Source organism: Citrobacter sp. S55_ASV_140, from assembly GCF_018919505.1.
In the GTDB taxonomy this organism is placed as follows: Bacteria; Pseudomonadota; Gammaproteobacteria; order Enterobacterales; family Enterobacteriaceae; genus Citrobacter; species Citrobacter werkmanii.
This window is the reverse complement of the sequence record NZ_JAHLQZ010000080.1, coordinates 1-17,897: the sequence shown is the minus strand read 5'-3', so window position 1 is coordinate 17,897 and position 17,897 is coordinate 1. Positions and strand designations below refer to the sequence as shown.

The 17,897-nt window shown below is 53.8% G+C and carries 20 protein-coding genes and 1 other annotated feature; of the genes, 14 read left to right on the top strand and 6 right to left on the bottom strand.

Annotation, left to right across the window (positions count from 1 at the left end):
* The 3 genes from KQJ18_RS13485 to KQJ18_RS13475 all read left to right on the top strand — a co-directional run.
* A partial coding sequence (locus KQJ18_RS13485; RefSeq protein WP_216422118.1) for a BamA/TamA family outer membrane protein occupies positions 1–654 on the top strand: 654 nt, incomplete at its 5' end.
* Positions 655–671: 17 nt separating this feature from the next.
* Complete coding sequence (locus KQJ18_RS13480) at positions 672–1,793, top strand: DUF4056 domain-containing protein (protein WP_216422119.1); 1,122 nt, start codon at positions 672–674, stop codon at positions 1,791–1,793.
* A 136-nt stretch (positions 1,794–1,929) separates the two neighbouring features.
* A complete protein-coding gene (locus tag KQJ18_RS13475) occupies positions 1,930–3,156 on the top strand; it encodes a DUF3748 domain-containing protein (protein ID WP_216422117.1) in 1,227 nt (408 codons plus the stop codon).
* Here the strand turns inward: KQJ18_RS13475 and KQJ18_RS13470 are convergent, their stop codons facing one another.
* Positions 3,157–3,489 (bottom strand): YceK/YidQ family lipoprotein, encoded by a 333-nt coding sequence (locus tag KQJ18_RS13470; protein WP_085049150.1) that lies wholly within the window; start codon positions 3,487–3,489, stop codon positions 3,157–3,159.
* A 238-nt stretch (positions 3,490–3,727) separates the two neighbouring features.
* Positions 3,728–3,800: a sequence feature (ROSE (Repression Of Heat Shock gene Expression) occurs in the 5'-region of heat shock genes and acts as an RNA thermometer to modulate expression.), on the top strand.
* Between KQJ18_RS13470 and ibpA the strand changes: the two genes are divergently transcribed.
* The 6 genes from ibpA to KQJ18_RS13440 all read left to right on the top strand — a co-directional run bounded on the left by ibpA (position 3,794) and on the right by KQJ18_RS13440 (position 7,916).
* Complete coding sequence (gene ibpA / locus KQJ18_RS13465) at positions 3,794–4,207, top strand: small heat shock chaperone IbpA (protein WP_006687722.1); 414 nt, start codon at positions 3,794–3,796, stop codon at positions 4,205–4,207. It overlaps the preceding feature by 7 nt.
* 92 nt (positions 4,208–4,299) lie before the next feature.
* Entirely contained in the window at positions 4,300–4,728 is a 429-nt protein-coding gene (gene ibpB / locus KQJ18_RS13460) for a small heat shock chaperone IbpB (RefSeq protein ID WP_005121488.1), read from the top strand.
* Positions 4,729–4,852: 124 nt separating this feature from the next.
* A complete protein-coding gene (locus KQJ18_RS13455; protein ID WP_160955374.1) occupies positions 4,853–6,514 on the top strand; it encodes a putative transporter in 1,662 nt (553 codons plus the stop codon).
* A 175-nt stretch (positions 6,515–6,689) separates the two neighbouring features.
* Complete coding sequence (locus KQJ18_RS13450; RefSeq protein WP_038635701.1) at positions 6,690–7,037, top strand: YidH family protein; 348 nt, start codon at positions 6,690–6,692, stop codon at positions 7,035–7,037.
* A complete protein-coding gene (locus KQJ18_RS13445; RefSeq protein WP_085049149.1) occupies positions 7,027–7,389 on the top strand; it encodes a DUF202 domain-containing protein in 363 nt (120 codons plus the stop codon). Before KQJ18_RS13450 ends, KQJ18_RS13445 begins: the two co-directional genes overlap by 11 nt.
* Positions 7,390–7,403: 14 nt before the next feature.
* Positions 7,404–7,916 carry a radical SAM protein gene (locus KQJ18_RS13440; RefSeq protein WP_038635697.1) on the top strand — a complete coding sequence of 171 codons (513 nt, stop codon included), beginning with the start codon at positions 7,404–7,406 and terminating at the stop codon, positions 7,914–7,916.
* A gap of 11 nt (positions 7,917–7,927) precedes the next feature.
* On the opposite strand, the gene dsdA is transcribed toward KQJ18_RS13440, so the two are convergent.
* Positions 7,928–9,250, bottom strand: coding sequence for a D-serine ammonia-lyase (dsdA, locus tag KQJ18_RS13435; protein ID WP_216422115.1), 1,323 nt, complete (start codon positions 9,248–9,250; stop codon positions 7,928–7,930).
* A 17-nt stretch (positions 9,251–9,267) separates the two neighbouring features.
* Complete coding sequence (dsdX, locus tag KQJ18_RS13430; protein WP_085049147.1) at positions 9,268–10,605, bottom strand: D-serine transporter DsdX; 1,338 nt, start codon at positions 10,603–10,605, stop codon at positions 9,268–9,270.
* A 228-nt stretch (positions 10,606–10,833) separates the two neighbouring features.
* Between dsdX and dsdC the strand changes: the two genes are divergently transcribed.
* Positions 10,834–11,760 (top strand): DNA-binding transcriptional regulator DsdC, encoded by a 927-nt coding sequence (gene dsdC / locus KQJ18_RS13425; protein WP_087857272.1) that lies wholly within the window; start codon positions 10,834–10,836, stop codon positions 11,758–11,760.
* A 78-nt stretch (positions 11,761–11,838) separates the two neighbouring features.
* Positions 11,839–12,921: a cellulase family glycosylhydrolase gene (locus tag KQJ18_RS13420; protein ID WP_069323659.1), complete on the top strand. Its 1,083-nt coding sequence runs from the start codon at positions 11,839–11,841 to the stop codon at positions 12,919–12,921.
* Here KQJ18_RS13420 and emrD read toward each other — a convergent pair.
* The 3 genes from emrD to tisB all read right to left on the bottom strand — a co-directional run bounded on the left by emrD (position 12,848) and on the right by tisB (position 15,272).
* On the bottom strand, positions 12,848–14,032 hold the full coding sequence (emrD, locus tag KQJ18_RS13415; RefSeq protein WP_038635685.1) for a multidrug efflux MFS transporter EmrD: 1,185 nt from the start codon (positions 14,030–14,032) through the stop codon (positions 12,848–12,850). The genes KQJ18_RS13420 and emrD overlap by 74 nt on opposite strands.
* Positions 14,033–14,225: 193 nt before the next feature.
* Positions 14,226–15,059, bottom strand: a complete 834-nt coding sequence (locus KQJ18_RS13410; RefSeq protein ID WP_110496412.1) for a DMT family transporter — start codon at positions 15,057–15,059, stop codon at positions 14,226–14,228.
* A 123-nt stretch (positions 15,060–15,182) separates the two neighbouring features.
* Complete coding sequence (gene tisB, locus KQJ18_RS13405) at positions 15,183–15,272, bottom strand: type I toxin-antitoxin system toxin TisB (protein ID WP_003023909.1); 90 nt, start codon at positions 15,270–15,272, stop codon at positions 15,183–15,185.
* 522 nt (positions 15,273–15,794) lie between these two features.
* On the opposite strand from tisB, the gene ivbL reads away from it, so the two are divergent.
* The 3 genes from ivbL to ilvN all read left to right on the top strand — a co-directional run.
* Positions 15,795–15,893 carry an ilvB operon leader peptide IvbL gene (ivbL, locus tag KQJ18_RS13400; RefSeq protein WP_003827118.1) on the top strand — a complete coding sequence of 33 codons (99 nt, stop codon included), beginning with the start codon at positions 15,795–15,797 and terminating at the stop codon, positions 15,891–15,893.
* A 107-nt stretch (positions 15,894–16,000) separates the two neighbouring features.
* Complete coding sequence (gene ilvB, locus KQJ18_RS13395; protein ID WP_069323662.1) at positions 16,001–17,689, top strand: acetolactate synthase large subunit; 1,689 nt, start codon at positions 16,001–16,003, stop codon at positions 17,687–17,689.
* Positions 17,690–17,692: 3 nt separating this feature from the next.
* Positions 17,693–17,897 (top strand): acetolactate synthase small subunit (gene ilvN / locus KQJ18_RS13390; RefSeq protein WP_216422113.1); only part of this gene is annotated, 205 nt, incomplete at its 3' end.

Sequence of the window (17,897 nt, the reverse complement as noted above, 5' to 3'; positions counted from 1 at the left end):
GTAGCGCCTAATATCTATCTGGGCGTCGGCTGGTCGCTGAACGCGCAACATGCTGCGCAAATGGATGGTAATGATCCGCCAAAAATTGAAAATACCGGGCAGGGCGCGTCGGTGCTAAGTTCCGGCAGCAGTGTCGAACTTAGCTGGGATGACCGCGACTTTGTTCCTAACCCGCGCCAGGGACAATATGCCGACGTACGCTATACCCGCTATACGCCCGATGCGGGGAGCGATACCCGGTTTGATGAATACCAGTTGCACTACAGCCGTTATCACTCTTTGGACGACCAGGACGTACTGGCATGGGAGATGGACGGTGCCTTTACTCAAGGGGATGTGCCGTGGAGCATGATGCCGCTGCTCGGTAGCAATCAGCGGATGCGCGGCTATTACGAAGGACGCTATCGCGATAAAAACGCCGTCAGCGGGCAGGTAGAGTATCGCCGCAAACTTGACTGGCGGCATGGCGTGGTTGGCTGGTTGGGCGCAGGGACGATGGGGCCATCATTTAGCGCGCTGGATGACGGACGCTGGCTACCCTCGGCGGGGGTGGGGTATCGCTTTGAATTTAAGCCGCGGGTGAATGTGCGTCTGGATTATGGCATTGGCAAAGGGAGCAGCGGTTTTTATTTTCAGGTAGGAGAGGCGTTTTGATCAATAAAGTGCTGCTGATGACTATCTTGTTATTGGCAACGGTCGGGGTCCATGCTGCGATACCTGTACCTTTGCAGTTGGTAAATGAAGATGACAAGGCCGAAAGCACCGCCTGGCCAGTTGTTTCGCCGCTCCCTGCGCCCCAAGGGTTACGTCCGTGCTGCGCTTTTGGTTACGACCTGCACGCGCAGGTGCTGGATATGCCAGTACCGTTTTATGAACTTAATAACGTCGTGACAGCTAACGGTATTGGCGAGCATCGCTATAACGATAGCTTGCTGTTAGGGTTAGTGAACCTGGCCGGCATCGGGCATGAACACAATGGCATTGTGTACACCTCTCGCGGCGGTTTCATCGATATCGCGCATGTACGAGATACCGCAGATATGACGGTCTGGCTTTTTAGCCATCTACTTCCACAGTTAGGTCAGCCTTTTACGTTGCGACTCGAAGATGAACTGGCGGAGCGGCATATCGTTTTCAACGCCTTCACACCACCTGAAACGGCGGGCGATCGTTACGCATTAGCTGCCTGGCTGGCAGCACATCTGGCCTTTCAGCTCGCGGCCTGGCATGAAATTGCACAATGGTACGGTTTTGAGTCAGTTTCTGGGTTTTCTGAGGAAGTTTCCGCATTTTCACCGGAAGATCTCTACTCCAACCTGTTGGGGGCAAGAATTGCGGTGTCGCTGATCCTTGATGGGCAACTGGCAACATCAGGGATGTACGATGCGGCAATGAATAATGCACTGCGTCAGGCGTTAACGCAGTTGGGAGCTAAGTCAGAAACAATAACCCGTTTTCAGTTTGATATGCTGGATGGCAAGTGGTGGAACAGCCAGCGTCGGGTGCCGGAGAAATATCTGGTGCTGCACAGAAACTACGATGTAAGTGATTCGCGTTTGCCAACGCCAGTGCCGGGCGAAAAAGCCGCGCCGCTACGCCTGTCATTACCGCATCACTGGCGAAATTATTCCCTTGATTCGCTGGCGCAACTTCAACTCCGGCCCGGAAGTAACATGGCGCGGCTACCTTTACCACAATCCTGGTATAGCGATGCTAATTTCCCTGCGCTGGCTACGCTTGCAGGTGCCAGGGATAATCTGTCGAAAGTGGATGAGAATTCATTCCTTTATTAAAAACCTCCATCAGAACTTCACTGGCGGAGGTTTTTCTGCATATGCCGGGCTCAATCCGATAATCGCTACGCTAAATCCTGCAAGTGAAGTGCTTGTGAAGTATGATTGCTTAAATCGTCTTGTATCAGGGCATCCCATGAAGCAAATCACCTTTACGCCGCGTAATCATCAGCTTACCAATATCAACACCTGGACCCCGGACAGTCAGTGGCTGGTCTTCGACGTGCGTCCTTCCGGTGCCTCTTTTACGGGGGAAACGATTGAACGCGTTAATGTTCATACTGGCGAACTGGAGGTGATTTACCGGGCCACTCAGGGGGCACATGTTGGCGTGGTGACCGTTCATCCAAAGTCGGAAAAGTATGTTTTTATTCATGGGCCAGAAAATCCAGATGAAACATGGGATTACGACTTTCATCATCGCCGTGGGGTGATTGTTTCGCAGGCAGAGGTGACGAATCTGGATGCGATGGATATCACCGCGCCGTACACGCCTGGCGCGTTACGCGGCGGCAGTCATGTGCATGTCTTTAGCCCGAACGGTGAGTTTGTCAGTTTTACTTATAACGACCATGTGCTGCATGAACGCTCTCCGGCGCTGGATTTACGTAACGTCGGCGTGGCTGCGCCGTATGGTCCGGTGAACGTATCCGCGCAGCATCCACGTGAATATAGCGGGAGCCGCTGGTGCGTTCTGGTGAGTCAAACGACACCGGCGCCAAAACCGGGGAGCGATGAGATAAACCGCGCCTATGAAGAAGGTTGGGTGGGCGAAAGCACACTGGCGTTTATCGGCGATACGTTGTCAGTGACCGGTGAGAAAGTGCCGGAGCTGTTTATTGTTGATTTGCCTCAGAATGAAAGCGGCTGGAAACAGCCGGGTGATGCTCCGCTGGAGGGCACAGAGGCGACAATGCCTGCGCCGCCATCCGGTATTCGCCAACGTCGCCTGACGTTTACTCATGAGCGCGCCTTTCCGGGGCTGGTGAATCAGCCGCGCCACTGGGTGCGCAGTAATCCGCAGACGTTTGAAATTGCGTTTTTAATGCGCGACAACCATGGCGTTGTGCAGCTGTGGTTAATTCCACCACAGGGTGGTGAGCCGCGTCAGCTTACTCGTTGCGCCACGGGTATTCAGTCGGCATTCAACTGGCATCCATCAGGGAAATGGCTGGGATTTGTGCTGGAAAACAGAATAGCCTGTTGTGATGCTCAGACGGGAGAGATTGATTTTTTAACGGCGCGTCACGGCAACCCTCCGTCGGCCGATGCGGTTGTCTTCTCTCCTGATGGGCGACTGGTTGCGTGGATGGAAGAGGTCGAAGGGTTCCGCCAACTGTGGATGACTGAAACAGGGCGTTAATTAAGGTGCAGTCATTTTCGCCGGGGGGATAACGGCATTCGTGGCCTGCGTTCTCTCCTCGCTCTTTTCTACGCGGGATCTCACCGAGTTATCTTTACGAAAGAGATCCCACGGAAGCAATACGGTATCCAGCACCGCAGTAAAAGGCATATCCAGAATCGCCAGCGACTTCGTTCCCCAATTCGTATCACTTTCGCTGATCATGGTGGCGCTGGCGCGTGTGCCAGGATACGTCCCTTCTTTGCCTCCGGTATGCGACATTATGCTGGAACAGCCGCTCAAAAACGCCATCCCGCTGCACATTGTCAGTGTTACCAACATTTTTTTTATCATCGTTTATTCATCTGTTTTCATCGTGTTTGCATGGTGAGTTAAAGCGATCCGTTGCGAAAATAACATCACCATTTCGTCGCACTGTGGCGGCTATTGCGATTTATCGATAACAACTGCTCTCCCCAGTGTATGCAATAGACAACAAACTGCAAAAAAAGTCAGATGAATACACTTGAAAAGTTTGTGTTAAGACCCATTTTTAGGATGTAGACAACAGAAGGGCATGCCTGATGGGTGTCCTGGCTACCTGACCTGTCCATGATGGAAGGTCTCACATTCTCGCTGATTTCAGGAGCTATTGATTATGCGTAACTTTGATTTATCCCCGCTGTACCGTTCTGCTATTGGTTTTGACCGTCTGTTTAACCTGCTGGAAAACAACCAGAGCCAGAGTAATGGCGGCTACCCTCCGTACAACGTTGAGCTGGTAGACGAAAACCATTACCGCATTGCGATTGCCGTTGCCGGTTTTGCTGAAAGCGAGCTGGAAATTACCGCGCAGGACAATCTGCTGGTGGTAAAAGGCGCTCATGCGGATGAGCAAAAAGAACGTACTTACCTGTATCAGGGTATTGCTGAGCGCAACTTCGAACGTAAGTTCCAGTTAGCGGAGAACATTCATGTTCGCGGCGCAAACCTGGTGAATGGTCTGCTGTATATCGATCTTGAGCGCGTTATTCCCGAAGCGAACAAACCGCGCCGCATCGAAATCAACTAATTCTGTGGGCCGCTTCAGGCGGCCTTGCTAAGCAATCGGCTTGCCGTCAGGGAGCCGAAAGGTACCTACTCGCTTCTTAGAAGGAGATTATTATGCGTAACTACGATTTATCCCCACTGCTGCGTCAATGGATCGGTTTTGACAAACTGGCCAATGCGTTACAAAACGCCGGTGAAAGCCAGAGCTTCCCACCCTATAACATCGAAAAGAGCGATGATAACCACTATCGCATTACCCTTGCGTTAGCCGGTTTCCGCCAGGAAGATCTGGATATTCAACTGGAAGGCACACGCCTGACGGTGAAAGGTACACCGCAGCAGCCGGAAAAAGAGACAAAATGGTTGCACCAGGGGCTGGTTACTCAGTCGTTCAGTCTGAGCTTTACGCTGGCTGAAAATATGGAGGTCTCCGGCGCAAGCTTTACTAACGGCTTGCTGCATATCGATTTGACCCGTAATGAACCTGAAACCATTGCCCCACAACGTATCGCCATCAGCGAACGTCCCGCATTAAATAGCTAAATAGCTCCATGCCTTTGCCCCGCCAGAAATGACGGGGCTTTTTTGTGCTTTACCACCCATACATTGCGACTGTACTCTGCGAGAATCCATTTACTTAATGATGTTATTCACAGGGAACAGGATAATGAGTGATATAGCATTGACGGTCAGCGTTCTGGCGTTGGTGGCGGTTGTCGGATTATGGATCGGCAACATAAAAATACGTGGCGTTGGTTTTGGCATCGGAGGGGTGCTGTTCGGCGGTATTATCGTCGGACATTTTGTCGATCAGGCAGGGATGACCCTGAGCGGCGACATGCTGCATTTCATTCAGGAATTTGGCCTGATTCTTTTCGTCTACACCATCGGTATTCAGGTGGGGCCGGGCTTTTTTGCGTCACTGCGCGTTTCCGGGCTGCGGCTGAATCTGTTTGCCGTACTGATTGTCATCATGGGGGGGCTGGTCACCGCGATCCTGCATAAGATTTTTGCCATTCCCCTTCCGGTGGTGCTGGGGATATTCTCCGGCGCGGTCACCAATACGCCGGCGCTGGGGGCGGGGCAGCAAATTCTGCGCGATCTGGGGACGCCAGCAGATATTGTAGACCAGATGGGGATGAGCTATGCCATGGCTTATCCTTTTGGTATCTGCGGTATTTTGCTCACGATGTGGCTGATGCGCCTTATTTTCCGCGTTAACGTCGATGCTGAAGCTCAGCAGCATGAATCCACGTTGACCAACGGACACGCGCTGATTCAGACCATGAACATCCGCGTGGAAAACCCGAACCTCAACAATATGGCGATTCAGGATGTCCCAATTCTGAACAGCGATAAAATCATCTGCTCGCGTCTGAAGCGTGAAGAGACATTAATGGTGCCGTCGCCAGGGACGATTATCCAGATGGGCGACCTGCTACACCTGGTCGGCCAGCCCGGTGACCTGCATAACGCGCAGGTGGTGATTGGGCAGGAGGTGGACACATCGCTGTCGACGCGAGGTACTGATTTACGCGTTGAACGCGTGGTGGTGACCAACGAACAGGTGCTGGGTAAACGTATCCGCGACCTGCATTTTAAAGAACGTTACGACGTGGTTATCTCCCGTTTGAACCGTGCGGGCGTTGAGCTGGTAGCCAGCAGCGATGCCAGCCTGCAATTCGGGGATATCCTCAATCTGGTGGGGCGTCCCGCGTCCATTGATGCCGTTGCCAATGTTGTCGGCAACGCGCAGCAAAAACTGCAACAGGTGCAGATGCTGCCGGTATTTATCGGTATAGGACTGGGTGTTCTACTGGGGTCCATCCCGCTGTTCATCCCGGGTTTCCCGGTGGCGTTAAAATTGGGTTTGGCCGGTGGACCGCTGATCATGGCCTTAATTCTGGGACGTATTGGCAGCATTGGTAAGCTGTACTGGTTTATGCCTCCCAGCGCTAACCTGGCGCTGCGAGAGTTAGGTATTGTGCTGTTCCTTGCGGTGGTTGGCCTGAAGTCCGGCGGTGATTTTGTTAATACGCTGACCCAGGGCGATGGGCTGAGCTGGGTCGGGTACGGTATTTTTATTACCGCCATTCCGCTGATTACCGTGGGACTGCTGGCACGTATCTTCGCCAAAATGAACTATCTGACGCTGTGCGGTATGCTGGCGGGTTCGATGACCGATCCCCCCGCGCTGGCGTTTGCTAACAACCTGCATGCCACCAGCGGGGCGGCGGCGCTCTCCTATGCTACTGTTTATCCGCTGGTGATGTTCCTGAGGATTATCACCCCGCAGCTGCTGGCGGTGCTCTTCTGGGGAATAGGTTAGTAACAGCGTATCCGGCCTGCATCTTCTGTAGGTCGGATACGGTGCAAGTCGCCATTCGCCACATCTTTTTTTTCCATTGTCTCATCACATTACGTTCTCTTCCGTTTGCGAATCAGGTTCATACTGCTGAACTGTTCCGGTATAACGACCAGACAACAATATTGAAGGAGTCGTCATGAAGATTTCCCGCCTAGGGGAAGCGCCGGATTATCGCTTCTCGCTGGCAAATGAACGCACATTTCTGGCATGGATACGCACCTCGTTAGGTTTTCTGGCCGCAGGCGTTGGTCTGGATCAACTGGCTCCGGATTTCGCCACGCCGGTTATTCGCGAAGTATTGGCCCTTTTGCTGTGCCTGTTTGCTGGCGGTCTGGCTATTTATGGTTATTTGCGCTGGTTACGTAATGAAAAGGCAATGCGCTTGAAAGAGGATTTGCCTTACACCCACAGTTTGCTCATTATCAGCGCAATGCTGACGATTGTAGCGGTGATTGTTATGGTGCTGGTGCTGTATGCCGGATAGCCGTAAATCGCGACGTATCGCCGATCCGGGACTACAACCGGAGCGCACATCGTTGGCATGGTTTCGTACGTTGTTGGGTTATGGCGCGTTAATGGCGCTGGCGATTAAGCACAACTGGCATCAGGCTGGGGCACTGTTCTGGATATCTATCGTCATACTGACGTTGGTGGCGATTATTCTCTGGCGTTATACCCGCAGCCGTAATCTCATGGATGTGAGTGATAGTGATTTTTCTGAATCTCGCGCGGTGCGTGACAAATTTATGATCTCCCTCGCGGTGTTATCCCTCGCAATACTGTTTGCTGTAACGCATGTTCGCCAACTTATCGTATTTATCGAGAATTTTGCATGACAGGATGTGAGAACATGGATGTTAGTGATGACGTTTTAGAAATGGTGATTAACCACCAGAAAAGTTTACAACCGGTTGAATTGTATCGTGGTTTGCAACAAGGAAAAGTTCGCCTCGTACAGTTTACTCCTTTGATTAAGCGCGATGCTTCAGGTTACCTGACTGAAGATTCAGTGACGCCGGACGGGTGGGGGCGATTTTTAATTGCGATATTTGATATCTGGGTACGTGAAGATATTAATCAAATATCTATTCAGCTTTTCGATAATACGCTACGCCAGTGGTGTGGTCGGACTGCACTGTTTGAATGCCAGACGATGACACTGCAGAATACACGCTGTCAGGCATGCTCTTTGTTTCAGTACTACCATGGAGATTGTCCTGCGTATCGCGAGGAGAATGGAAAGGGCGTGCTGTGTACAGGATATCAGGCTTTCTTCAACCATACCGCGCCGCATATGCGCGTGATGCGTGACCTGCTTAAGCAGCATCGCTCACCGATGGAACTGATGGCGATGCTGCGTTAAGCACAGCGGCGTTATCGCCCTTTGGCCAGATACTGCGCCATTTCGGCTTCCGGCACCATGCCGCCGCCGGTCGCCCACACCAGATGAGTGGCGTTATTGAGCTGGTCGGCGCTGAAGCCGTGCATCTGCTGATAGTCAGCAGAGGCGCAAACGTGCTGCGGACCGGCCATCCCCGCCAGCGCTGAAGGCTCAAGGCGAATCCCTTCTTCCTGCGCCAGCCAGCCCAGCATGTCGTACATCGTCTGATCGTCCAGGGTGTACAGACCGTCGAGCAGACGTTCCATCGCCCGACCGACAAACCCCGAAGCGCGGCCCACCGCCAGCCCATCCGCCGCCGTCAGGTTGTCGATGCCAATGTCCTGCACGGAAATGGTATCGTGCAGCCCGGTATAAATCCCCAGCAGCATGCAGGGTGAATGGGTCGGCTCGGCGAAGAAGCAGTGTACGTTATCGCCAAACGCCAGCTTCAGACCAACCGCCCCCCCGCCAGGACCGCCGCCGACGCCGCACGGCAGGTAGACAAACAGCGGATGGTCAGAATCCACCACGCGACCCTGCTGCGCGAACTGCGCCTTCAGACGCTGACCAGCCACCGCGTAACCTAAAAACAGCGTGCGGGAATTTTCATCATCAATAAAGAAGCAGTTCGGATCGGACTCTGCCGCTTTGCGACCCTGTTCAACCGCCACGCCGTAATCTTCTTCATACTCGACGACCGTCACGCCGTGACTGCGTAGTTTGGCTTTTTTCCATGCGCGCGCGTCGGCAGACATATGTACCGTCACCTTAAAGCCGATACGGGCGCTCATGATGCCAATCGACATCCCGAGGTTGCCGGTGGAGCCTACCGCGATGCTGTACTGGCTGAAAAACTTTTTAAATTCAGGTGAAAGCAGAATGCTGTAATCATCTTCTGTCGTCAGCAGACCGGCTTCCAGCGCCAGTTTTTCCGCGTGGGTCAGGACCTCATAAATGCCGCCACGCGCTTTAATTGAGCCGGAAATCGGCAGGTGGCTGTCTTTTTTCAGCAACAGTTCGCCGCAGATGTGCTGTCCGAATGCTTTTTCCAGTCGTTTTTGCATCAATGGGATTGCAGCCAGCTCAGACTCAATAATGCCGCCGGTGGCTGCGGTTTCCGGGAAGGCCTGTGCCAGGTACGGCGCGAAGCGCGTCAGCCGGGCATGGGCATCCTGAACATCGTGTTCGGTCAGGCCAACATAGGGTAAACCTTCTGCAAGAGAGGTGGTGCCAGGGTTAAACCAGGCCGTCTCTTTGAGAGCCACCAGATCTTCCACTAAAGGATACTGGCCGATAAGTGTTTGAATGTTTTCCATAGTCAGTCTCTTCGCGCTTAAATAATAAAGGAAAGCAGGAATGTGCACACCAGTGCAATCACGGACGCGATAAATGTCGCGGTCGTATAGTATTTGAACGTCTCATTCAGGGTGGCGCCGCAGTACTGCTTCACCAGCCAGAAGAGGGAATCTGTGACGATCGTGCAGCCAATGGCGCCGGAACCAATTGCAATAGCGATGATCTCCGGGCTAACGTTGGGATAGAGCGGCAGCATTGGTGCCACGATTGCCGTCGCGCCCATCATCGCCACCGTGGCAGAGCCCACCGCAGCATGCAGAATTAACGCCACCAGCCACGCCAGCAGAATTGGGTGCATATGCATGTTTGAAAGGATTAGCGCGAGGGTATCCGCCAGCCCGCTACTCTTGAGGATAGCGTTGAATGCGCCGCCTGCGCCGATAATCAGCAGAATGTTGGCAATCGAACCAAACCCGTTTTCAGTGTGGGTCAGCAGCGCGCCCATGCCGATGTGCTGACGCAGGCCGAGAATGTAGTAGGCTACGAAGACGGCAATAAACATCGCGGTGATCGGGTTACCAATAAACTCCAGCAGCGTATACAGCGTGCTGCCTTTCGCCATGTTCAACTCAGCAACGGTTTTGACCAGCATCAGGCCAATCGGCAACAGGACGGTAAACAGCGTTGCGCCCAGCGACGGCAGCGTACTTTCGTCGCGAACTTTAAGGTCGGAAAACTCAGCCGGCACCGGTTTAAACGGCAGGCGGTTACCGAGAAATTTCAGATACAGCGGCCCGCCGACAAGCGAGGCCATTAAGCCCACCAGTAAACCGTAAACAATTACGCTGCCAATGTCCGCACCCAGCTTATTCGCGACGAACAGAGCGGCCGGATGCGGCGGCACCACACAGTGCACCGCCATCAGCGCCGTACACAGTGGGATCGCCAGCTTCAGCAGTGAAGTATTGGTCTTTTTGGCAATCGAAAAAGCCAGCGGAATCAACAGTACCACGCCGACTTCAACAAACAGCGTGATCCCGCAAATCAGCCCGACCAGCACCATAATGACATCAGCGGAAAGCCAGCGGCAGCGCTGTAACGTCAGGCCAATGCGTTCTGCCGCGCCGGACACTTCCATCATTTTGCCCAGAATGGTCCCGAGGCCGATAACCGCGGCGAGGAAGCCCAGCGTACCGCCGATGCCGCTCTCAATGGCATTGACCATATCCAGCGGCCCCATACCCATCATCGTACCCACGAAGAAGCTGGCTAACAGCAGCGCCAGAAACGGGTGGAATTTGAACTTCACGATGGTCAAAACGATTAACACGATGCTTATCAGCAGCGTGCTCACAACCCAGATTTGAGAGTGCATAACTCACCTTGCCCTGTGATTAACCTGAGGTTATTGGACAAAAATAAGGCAGGGTCTGACAAACGATATAAATCCTCTTTCACATGAGCCAGATTGCATCAAGTGAGTGATTTACGTCTAATTACACGTCATTAGTGCGATATGGTTCACTATGAATCATCTTTGTGCTGATTTTTACAGCGGTTTTTTTTACACTCCGACGCATGATTCAGGATGACAGAGATGAATATGGATCCCCTACGCGAAGTCAGAAACCGACTACTTAACGGCTGGCAGCTGTCAAAGCTGTATACCTTTGAAGTGGCGGCCCGCCATCAGTCGTTTGCGCTGGCGGCAGAGGAATTGTCATTAAGCCCCAGCGCTGTCAGCCATCGCATTAATCAGTTGGAAGATGAGTTGGGTATTCAACTGTTTGTCCGTTCTCACCGCAAAGTGGAACTGACTCACGAGGGTAAACGGGTGTTCTGGGCGCTGAAATCGTCGCTGGACACGCTTAACCAGGAAATTCTTGATATCAAAAATCAGGAACTGTCGGGGATGCTCACCGTGTACTCACGGCCCTCTATCGCCCAGTGTTGGCTGGTTCCGGCGCTCGGCGACTTCACCCGTCGCTACCCGTCGATTTCGCTGACCATGCTGACTGGGAACGACAACGTCAATCTGCAGCGTGCCGGCATCGATCTGGCGATCTATTTTGACGACGCGCCCTCCGCGCAGCTCACGCATCATTTTCTGATGGATGAAGAGATTTTGCCGGTCTGCAGCCCGGACTATGCCTCTCGTTATGGTCTCACTGGCTCGCTGGTGAATTTGCCGCACTGTACGTTGCTGCATGACAGACAGGCGTGGAGCAACGATTCCGGGACCGATGAATGGCACAGCTGGGCGCAGCATTTTGCGGTAAATTTGCCGACATCGTCGGGCATTGGTTTCGATCGTTCTGATTTAGCGGTGATTGCGGCAATGAATCACATCGGCGTAGCGATGGGCCGTAAGAGGCTGGTGCAAAAACGCCTCGATAGCGGAGAGCTGGTCGCGCCTTTTGGCGATATGGCGCTGAAATGCCATCAGCATTACTACATCACCACGCTGCCCGGCAGGCAGTGGCCGAAAATCGAGGCGTTTATTGGCTGGCTACAGGAGCAGGTTAAATAAGCGGGTCATGCATATTTTTTACGCTTTCTCTCTACACGGAAAGTAAAAAAGCATGCTAAATACGTGATATCACTCCTGATGATTTGCGTAAGGACGACCGTGTTAAAGTCGATTGTTTCCCTGTTACTCTTCGCCAGCGCCACCGTGTGTGCAGCACCACCAGCGCTGACGGCGGCGTCGTATGCGCAGCAGCTTGGGGTCGGGATGGACGTAGATTGGGCGCGAACCGAGCGTGGCATCCGCGAGTTCGATCCGCTGGTGGTGCGGGATTTCAGGGCGAAAGGCATTTCCCATGTGCGTATTCGCGTGGCGGGAGAACCGACAGAAGCCAGACTGATTCATCTGCGCAAGCTGGTCGAAGCCTGCGAGCAGTATGGCGTAATCCCGATTATTGCTTACCAGGCGGATGAATATAAACAAGACCCCAGCGCCGGTAATGAAAAAGAGGTGGTGAACTGGTGGGTGGCGGTGGCGCATTACTTTGGTCAACGTTCGCCGCTACTGGGTTTTGACCTGATTTATGAACCTGCGGATAAGCTCAACCATAATCAGGCATCGCTCAACCGGGTGTATGACAAAACGATTCGTACCATCCACGCTATTGACCCGCAACGGATGATCTTCATTGCGCCGCGACTGCGTGCCGCGCCGGAAGAGCTGCCGAACCTGAAGTTGCCGCCGCAAAGCCAGAATACCGTGCTGGCCGAATGGCATATCTTCCCGTGGGGGCCGCTGAAAAATAACGGCAAATACCCATGGACGTCAGGGACTGCAGCGGAAAAGACGGCTATTCGCGCCCGTATCAATACCGCCATTCGCTGGCAGCAGAAAACCGGTCATGTGAGTTGGGTAGGCGGCTGGTCGCCGGGAGAAACCATTAAAAATGGACCTTCTGCAGCGCAAATGGCCTTCGCCCGTTTTATGGCGTGCGAGCTGAAGAAAGCGAAGATTCCCTATGCTGTCAATGCGGATACGCAGTTCTATGATGGCGAGGAGGGAGCCTGGCGTCCGGCGCTGGAGCCGTTGTTGACGACGATGGTTGCGCCTGAATGTGACAAGCCCGGCGATAAACCGGGCCATCATGCGCTTAAACCGCCTGCCCCTGATGCGACACGCGTGACGCCAGTGGAAGCCAGCATACAAAAATCAGCAGCCCCATAAGGGTCATCAACAGGCCCAGACTGGCTTGTCCGGTCTGCGGCAGCATCGCCGAGAACCACGCCAGCACACCAGAACCAATGTTCTGTAATCCCCCGACCAGCGCGCCGGCAGTGCCCGCCAGGAACGGGAAAGGTTCCATTGCGCCGCTGGTTGCCAGTGGAAACAACATCCCGGCGCCGAAGAAAAACAGCGCGGCGGGAACCAGCAGCGTCCAGACGTTCATCACGTCGAACAGGCCTGGGATCCACATCATCAAACCGGCAACCAGACAGCAGATGACCGACTGCCACATCAGCGTTGAGAAACGCTTGTTCGGGCGACCGGCGAACCAGGCGCCGAAAAACGCCGCCGGAATAGGCAGAATAAACAGGATACTGACCACCATGCTGCTTAAACCCAGCCTTGCGCCCAATAATACCCCGGAGCAGGCTTCGAAGACCGCAACGCCCGCCAGGCCGCCGATCAGCATGAGCACGTAACAGGTGAAAGAGCTGTTGCCAAACAGGGTCTTGTAGCTGGCGATAAGCCGTGGACGCGGCGCGCCTGCCGGGCGCGTTTCCGGCATCCAGCGCGCCATGCTAAACGTGACGCCCGCGCACAGAATCAGCAGAAAAATATAACAAGCGCGCCAGTTCCACACGGTATCCAGCATACCGCCAATCAGCGGCGCCAGCAGCGGACTGACCAGGATCCCCATATTCAGCAAACTGTTGGCGTGACGAAGCTGCGTACCTTCATACAGGTCTCGCGGCAAGGTTCGCGCCATCACACCGCCGACGCCTGTTCCCATCCCCTGGATTGCACTGGCGATAATCAGTACCGTCAGGCTGTGGGTGGTGATGGCGACCAGCGTGGCCAGCATAAAAATAGACATCCCGGCGAGGATCACCGGACGGCGGCCAACGCGATCGGAAAGTGGGCCGTAAAACAGTTGTGACAGGCCGTAGGTCAGTAGATAGGCGGCCATCACGCTCTGCACCGCCCCTTCGCGAACGTTCAGTTCACGCGCCATATCAGCAATAGCGGGGATATAAATGGTTTGCGCCATCTGTCCAACCGCCACCAGTAATACCAACATCAACAACAAATTGACGCTTCTATGCCTTTTCATTTCGCTGATAACTTTTAAAAAAGTGAAAAAATAAGAATAAGGTGCTGCACTTTCCCGTAAATGCGCGTGGAATCTACCACAACAGAAAAAGAAGGCCAGATAGTAGGCTGGAATGTTTAAGCGATGAACGGCAGGAAATGTAAACAAAAAACGGCAACAAATGTTGCCGGATTGCATCAGGTCGACCAACAGATCATGACAAGCGTAGCAAAACCGCGCCTATGGCAATACCTGCGGCTGCGACAAGACGTATCCCTGCGACCTTCTCTTTCAGCAGCAGCCAGGCGAGCAGCGCGCCAAACAGGATGGAAGTTTCACGCAGCGCAGCGACCACCGCCAACGGCGCCTGGGTCATGGCCCACAGCGCCAGTCCGTAGGAACCCATCGTGCCAATCCCGCCAAGAATACCTTTCTTCCACTGCTGTACCAGATAGCGTGACGCTTCCCGGCGTCTGGCGATCATCGCCCATGTGAGCAGGCAAGAACCGTTCAGAAAGAAGGTCCACAGCGTATAACCCAACGCGGTTTCTGATAAGCGTACCCCGGTGCCGTCGACCAGCGTGTAACCGGCAATAAAACAGGCGTTAATGAGCGCCAGAACGATCCCGCGTTGCGAGCTGCTGCGTCCGTTAAATGCCATGCCGAGAATAGCCAGGCAGATGGTGGCAATCCCCACCCAGGCAAGCGTAGAGAGACTATCGCCAAGAAACAGGACGCTGATAATCGCAACCAGCAACGGTGCGGTGCCGCGCATTAAAGGATAGGTCTGACTCATATCCGAAACCTGATAGGTTTTGGCGACAAGAACCGTGTACACCACTTGTAAGGCCGTTGAGACAGCCAAAAACGGCAGGCTGGCGGCAGAAGGCTGAGGCGCAAAGGGTAAGCAGATCAATGCCATAATCGCAGCCGAGCCGCTGACGCCGATCGCCGAGTACAGTTTATCGTTTCCAGCCTTAACAATGGCATTCCAGCTGGCATGCAGCAACGCGGCGAACAGCAAAATGCAGAAAACAGAAAGCGTCATGGCGGAATTCTTCCCTGAGAATGTCATAAAAACGTAACATATTGACGCGTGACAAGCACCTGGGAAAAGGTGAAAGGGGAGCGGAGTGTTACCCGCTCCCCTTAGGTGCGACTTGAATCTGAATTACTTAACGTATTTCAGAACGGCATCAAGTAGTTGCAGTGCTGCAACAATGAGTTTGAGGATAAGAATAGCGATATCCACGAGGCTCATACGCTCTCCTTTTGGTACAAGGAGCACGGTGCTGGCGTACCTCGCCGCTGCCTGTTGCCAGCACCTTTGTTGACATAACACAGTGTGCTCACACGGGGGTTAAGGCGCTGACGGCACCACCCGTTTCAGCCAGGACTTTGATGCGCCGGTTTACGATGCGGCCCCCGCATAACACATTGCGTACCGAAATATTATAGATAAATACTGTATAAATTAACAGTATTTTATGGACGAGACGTCAACATTAGGCCATACTCAACATCATCAAAATTCGTGCCGAAATTGCGTGTTCTTCGCAGAACGCGTATACTTTTCTCGTTGACATAACACAGTGTGCTCGGCGGCTACCAACCGCACAACGCTGAAAAGAACCTCGCTCCGGCGGGGTTTTTTGTTTTTCATCATCACATAGCGAAATGTGATCTTTGACGCATTTTTGTGCAGATGAAAATTTTTCCATTGTCACGCTGAAAAACCTGTGTTTGTATAAATCCAGTTAATCAACAAACAGACAGGTCCCTAATGAACCCTTCCATGCTGACTGCGACCCTACTAAAAACTGCGCCATCTCGCGCAGCGGTCGTCGTGCGTGTGGTGGTGGTCGTCGGCAATGCGCCGTAGGGTCCGGATCAACACACGATTCCAAAACCCCGCCGGCGCAAACCGGGCGGGGTTTTTCGTTTAAGAGACCTGCCCGGAGCAACGGCCCAGAATAAAAGGACTGGAGCATGGCAAGTTCGGGCATAACATCCAAGCGTACGCGTTTTACGGGCGCAGAATTCATCGTTCATTTCCTGGAACGTCAGGGAATCCAGGTAGTCACCGGTATCCCTGGCGGATCGATCCTTCCCGTCTATGACGCGTTAAGCCAAAGCACGAAAATCCGTCATATCCTGGCGCGCCACGAGCAGGGTGCGGGGTTTATCGCGCAAGGCATGGCGCGAACCGATGGTAAACCCGCCGTGTGTATGGCTTGTAGCGGGCCGGGCGCCACCAACCTGGTTACCGCGATTGCCGATGCTCGTCTGGATTCCATCCCGCTGGTGTGTATCACCGGGCAGGTTCCGGCCTCGATGATCGGTACCGACGCCTTCCAGGAAGTCGACACCTACGGTATTTCTATCCCCATCACCAAACACAACTATCTGGTCCGCCATATCAATGAATTACCGCAGGTCATGAGCGATGCGTTCCGCATTGCGCAGTCCGGACGTCCAGGCCCGGTGTGGATAGACATTCCTAAGGATATTCAAACCGCCGTATTTGAAATTGAAGAGATGCCGGAACCCGCGCAGAAAATGGCGGCGCCGGCGTTCAGTCAGGACAGCATTCGCGATGCCGCGGCCATGATTAATGCCGCACAGCGTCCGGTGCTGTACCTCGGCGGCGGCGTGATTAACGCGCCCGCACGCGTGCGTGAACTGGCCGAAAAAGCCATGCTGCCTACCACCATGACCTTGATGGCGCTGGGCATGCTGCCAAAGGCGCATCCGCTGTCGTTAGGCATGCTGGGTATGCACGGCGCGCGCAGCACCAACTTTATTCTGCAAGAAGCGGACTTACTGATTGTTCTGGGCGCACGTTTTGATGACCGGGCGATTGGTAAAACCGAACAGTTCTGCCCGAACGCCAAAATCATCCACGTGGATATCGACCGTGCGGAGCTGGGTAAAATCAAACAGCCGCATGTCGCGATTCAGGCGGATGTCGATGAGGTTCTGGCGCAACTGATCCCATTGGTTGCAGCCCAGCCGCGAGAGGCATGGCATCAGATGGTGGCCGATTTACAACGTGAGTTTCCTTGCGCTATTCCGCAGGAAAGCGACCCGCTCAGTCACTATGGGCTGATCAACGCTGTGGCGGCTTGCGTGGATGACAGCGCCATTATCACTACCGACGTCGGCCAGCATCAGATGTGGGCGGCGCAGGCTTATCCGCTGAACCGTCCGCGTCAGTGGCTGACCTCTGGTGGTCTGGGCACCATGGGATTTGGTCTGCCGGCGGCCATTGGCGCGGCGCTGGCGAACCCGGATAAAAAAGTCCTGTGCTTCTCTGGCGACGGTAGCCTGATGATGAATATTCAGGAAATGGCGACGGCCAGCGAAAATCAGCTGGATATTAAAATCATTCTGATGAATAACGAAGCGCTGGGTCTGGTATATCAGCAGCAGAGCCTGTTCTATAAGCAGGGTGTTTTTGCCGCGACCTATCCGGGGATGATTAACTTTATGCAGATCGCAGCCGGATTTGGTCTGGAAACTTGTGATTTAAATAACGAAGCGGATCCACAGGCAGCGTTGCAGGAAATGATTAATCGTCCTGGACCTGCGCTGATCCACGTGCGTATCGACGCGGAAGAAAAAGTGTACCCGATGGTGCCGCCGGGCGCGGCAAACACTGAAATGGTGGGGGAATAAGCCATGCAACAGCAGACTCATGACAACGTAATCCTGGAACTCACCGTACGCAACCATCCGGGCGTAATGACCCACGTCTGTGGGCTGTTTGCCCGCCGCGCGTTCAACGTGGAAGGTATTCTTTGCCTACCGATCCAGGACAGCGATAAGAGCCGTATCTGGCTACTGGTCAACGACGATCAGCGTCTGGAACAGATGATAAGCCAGA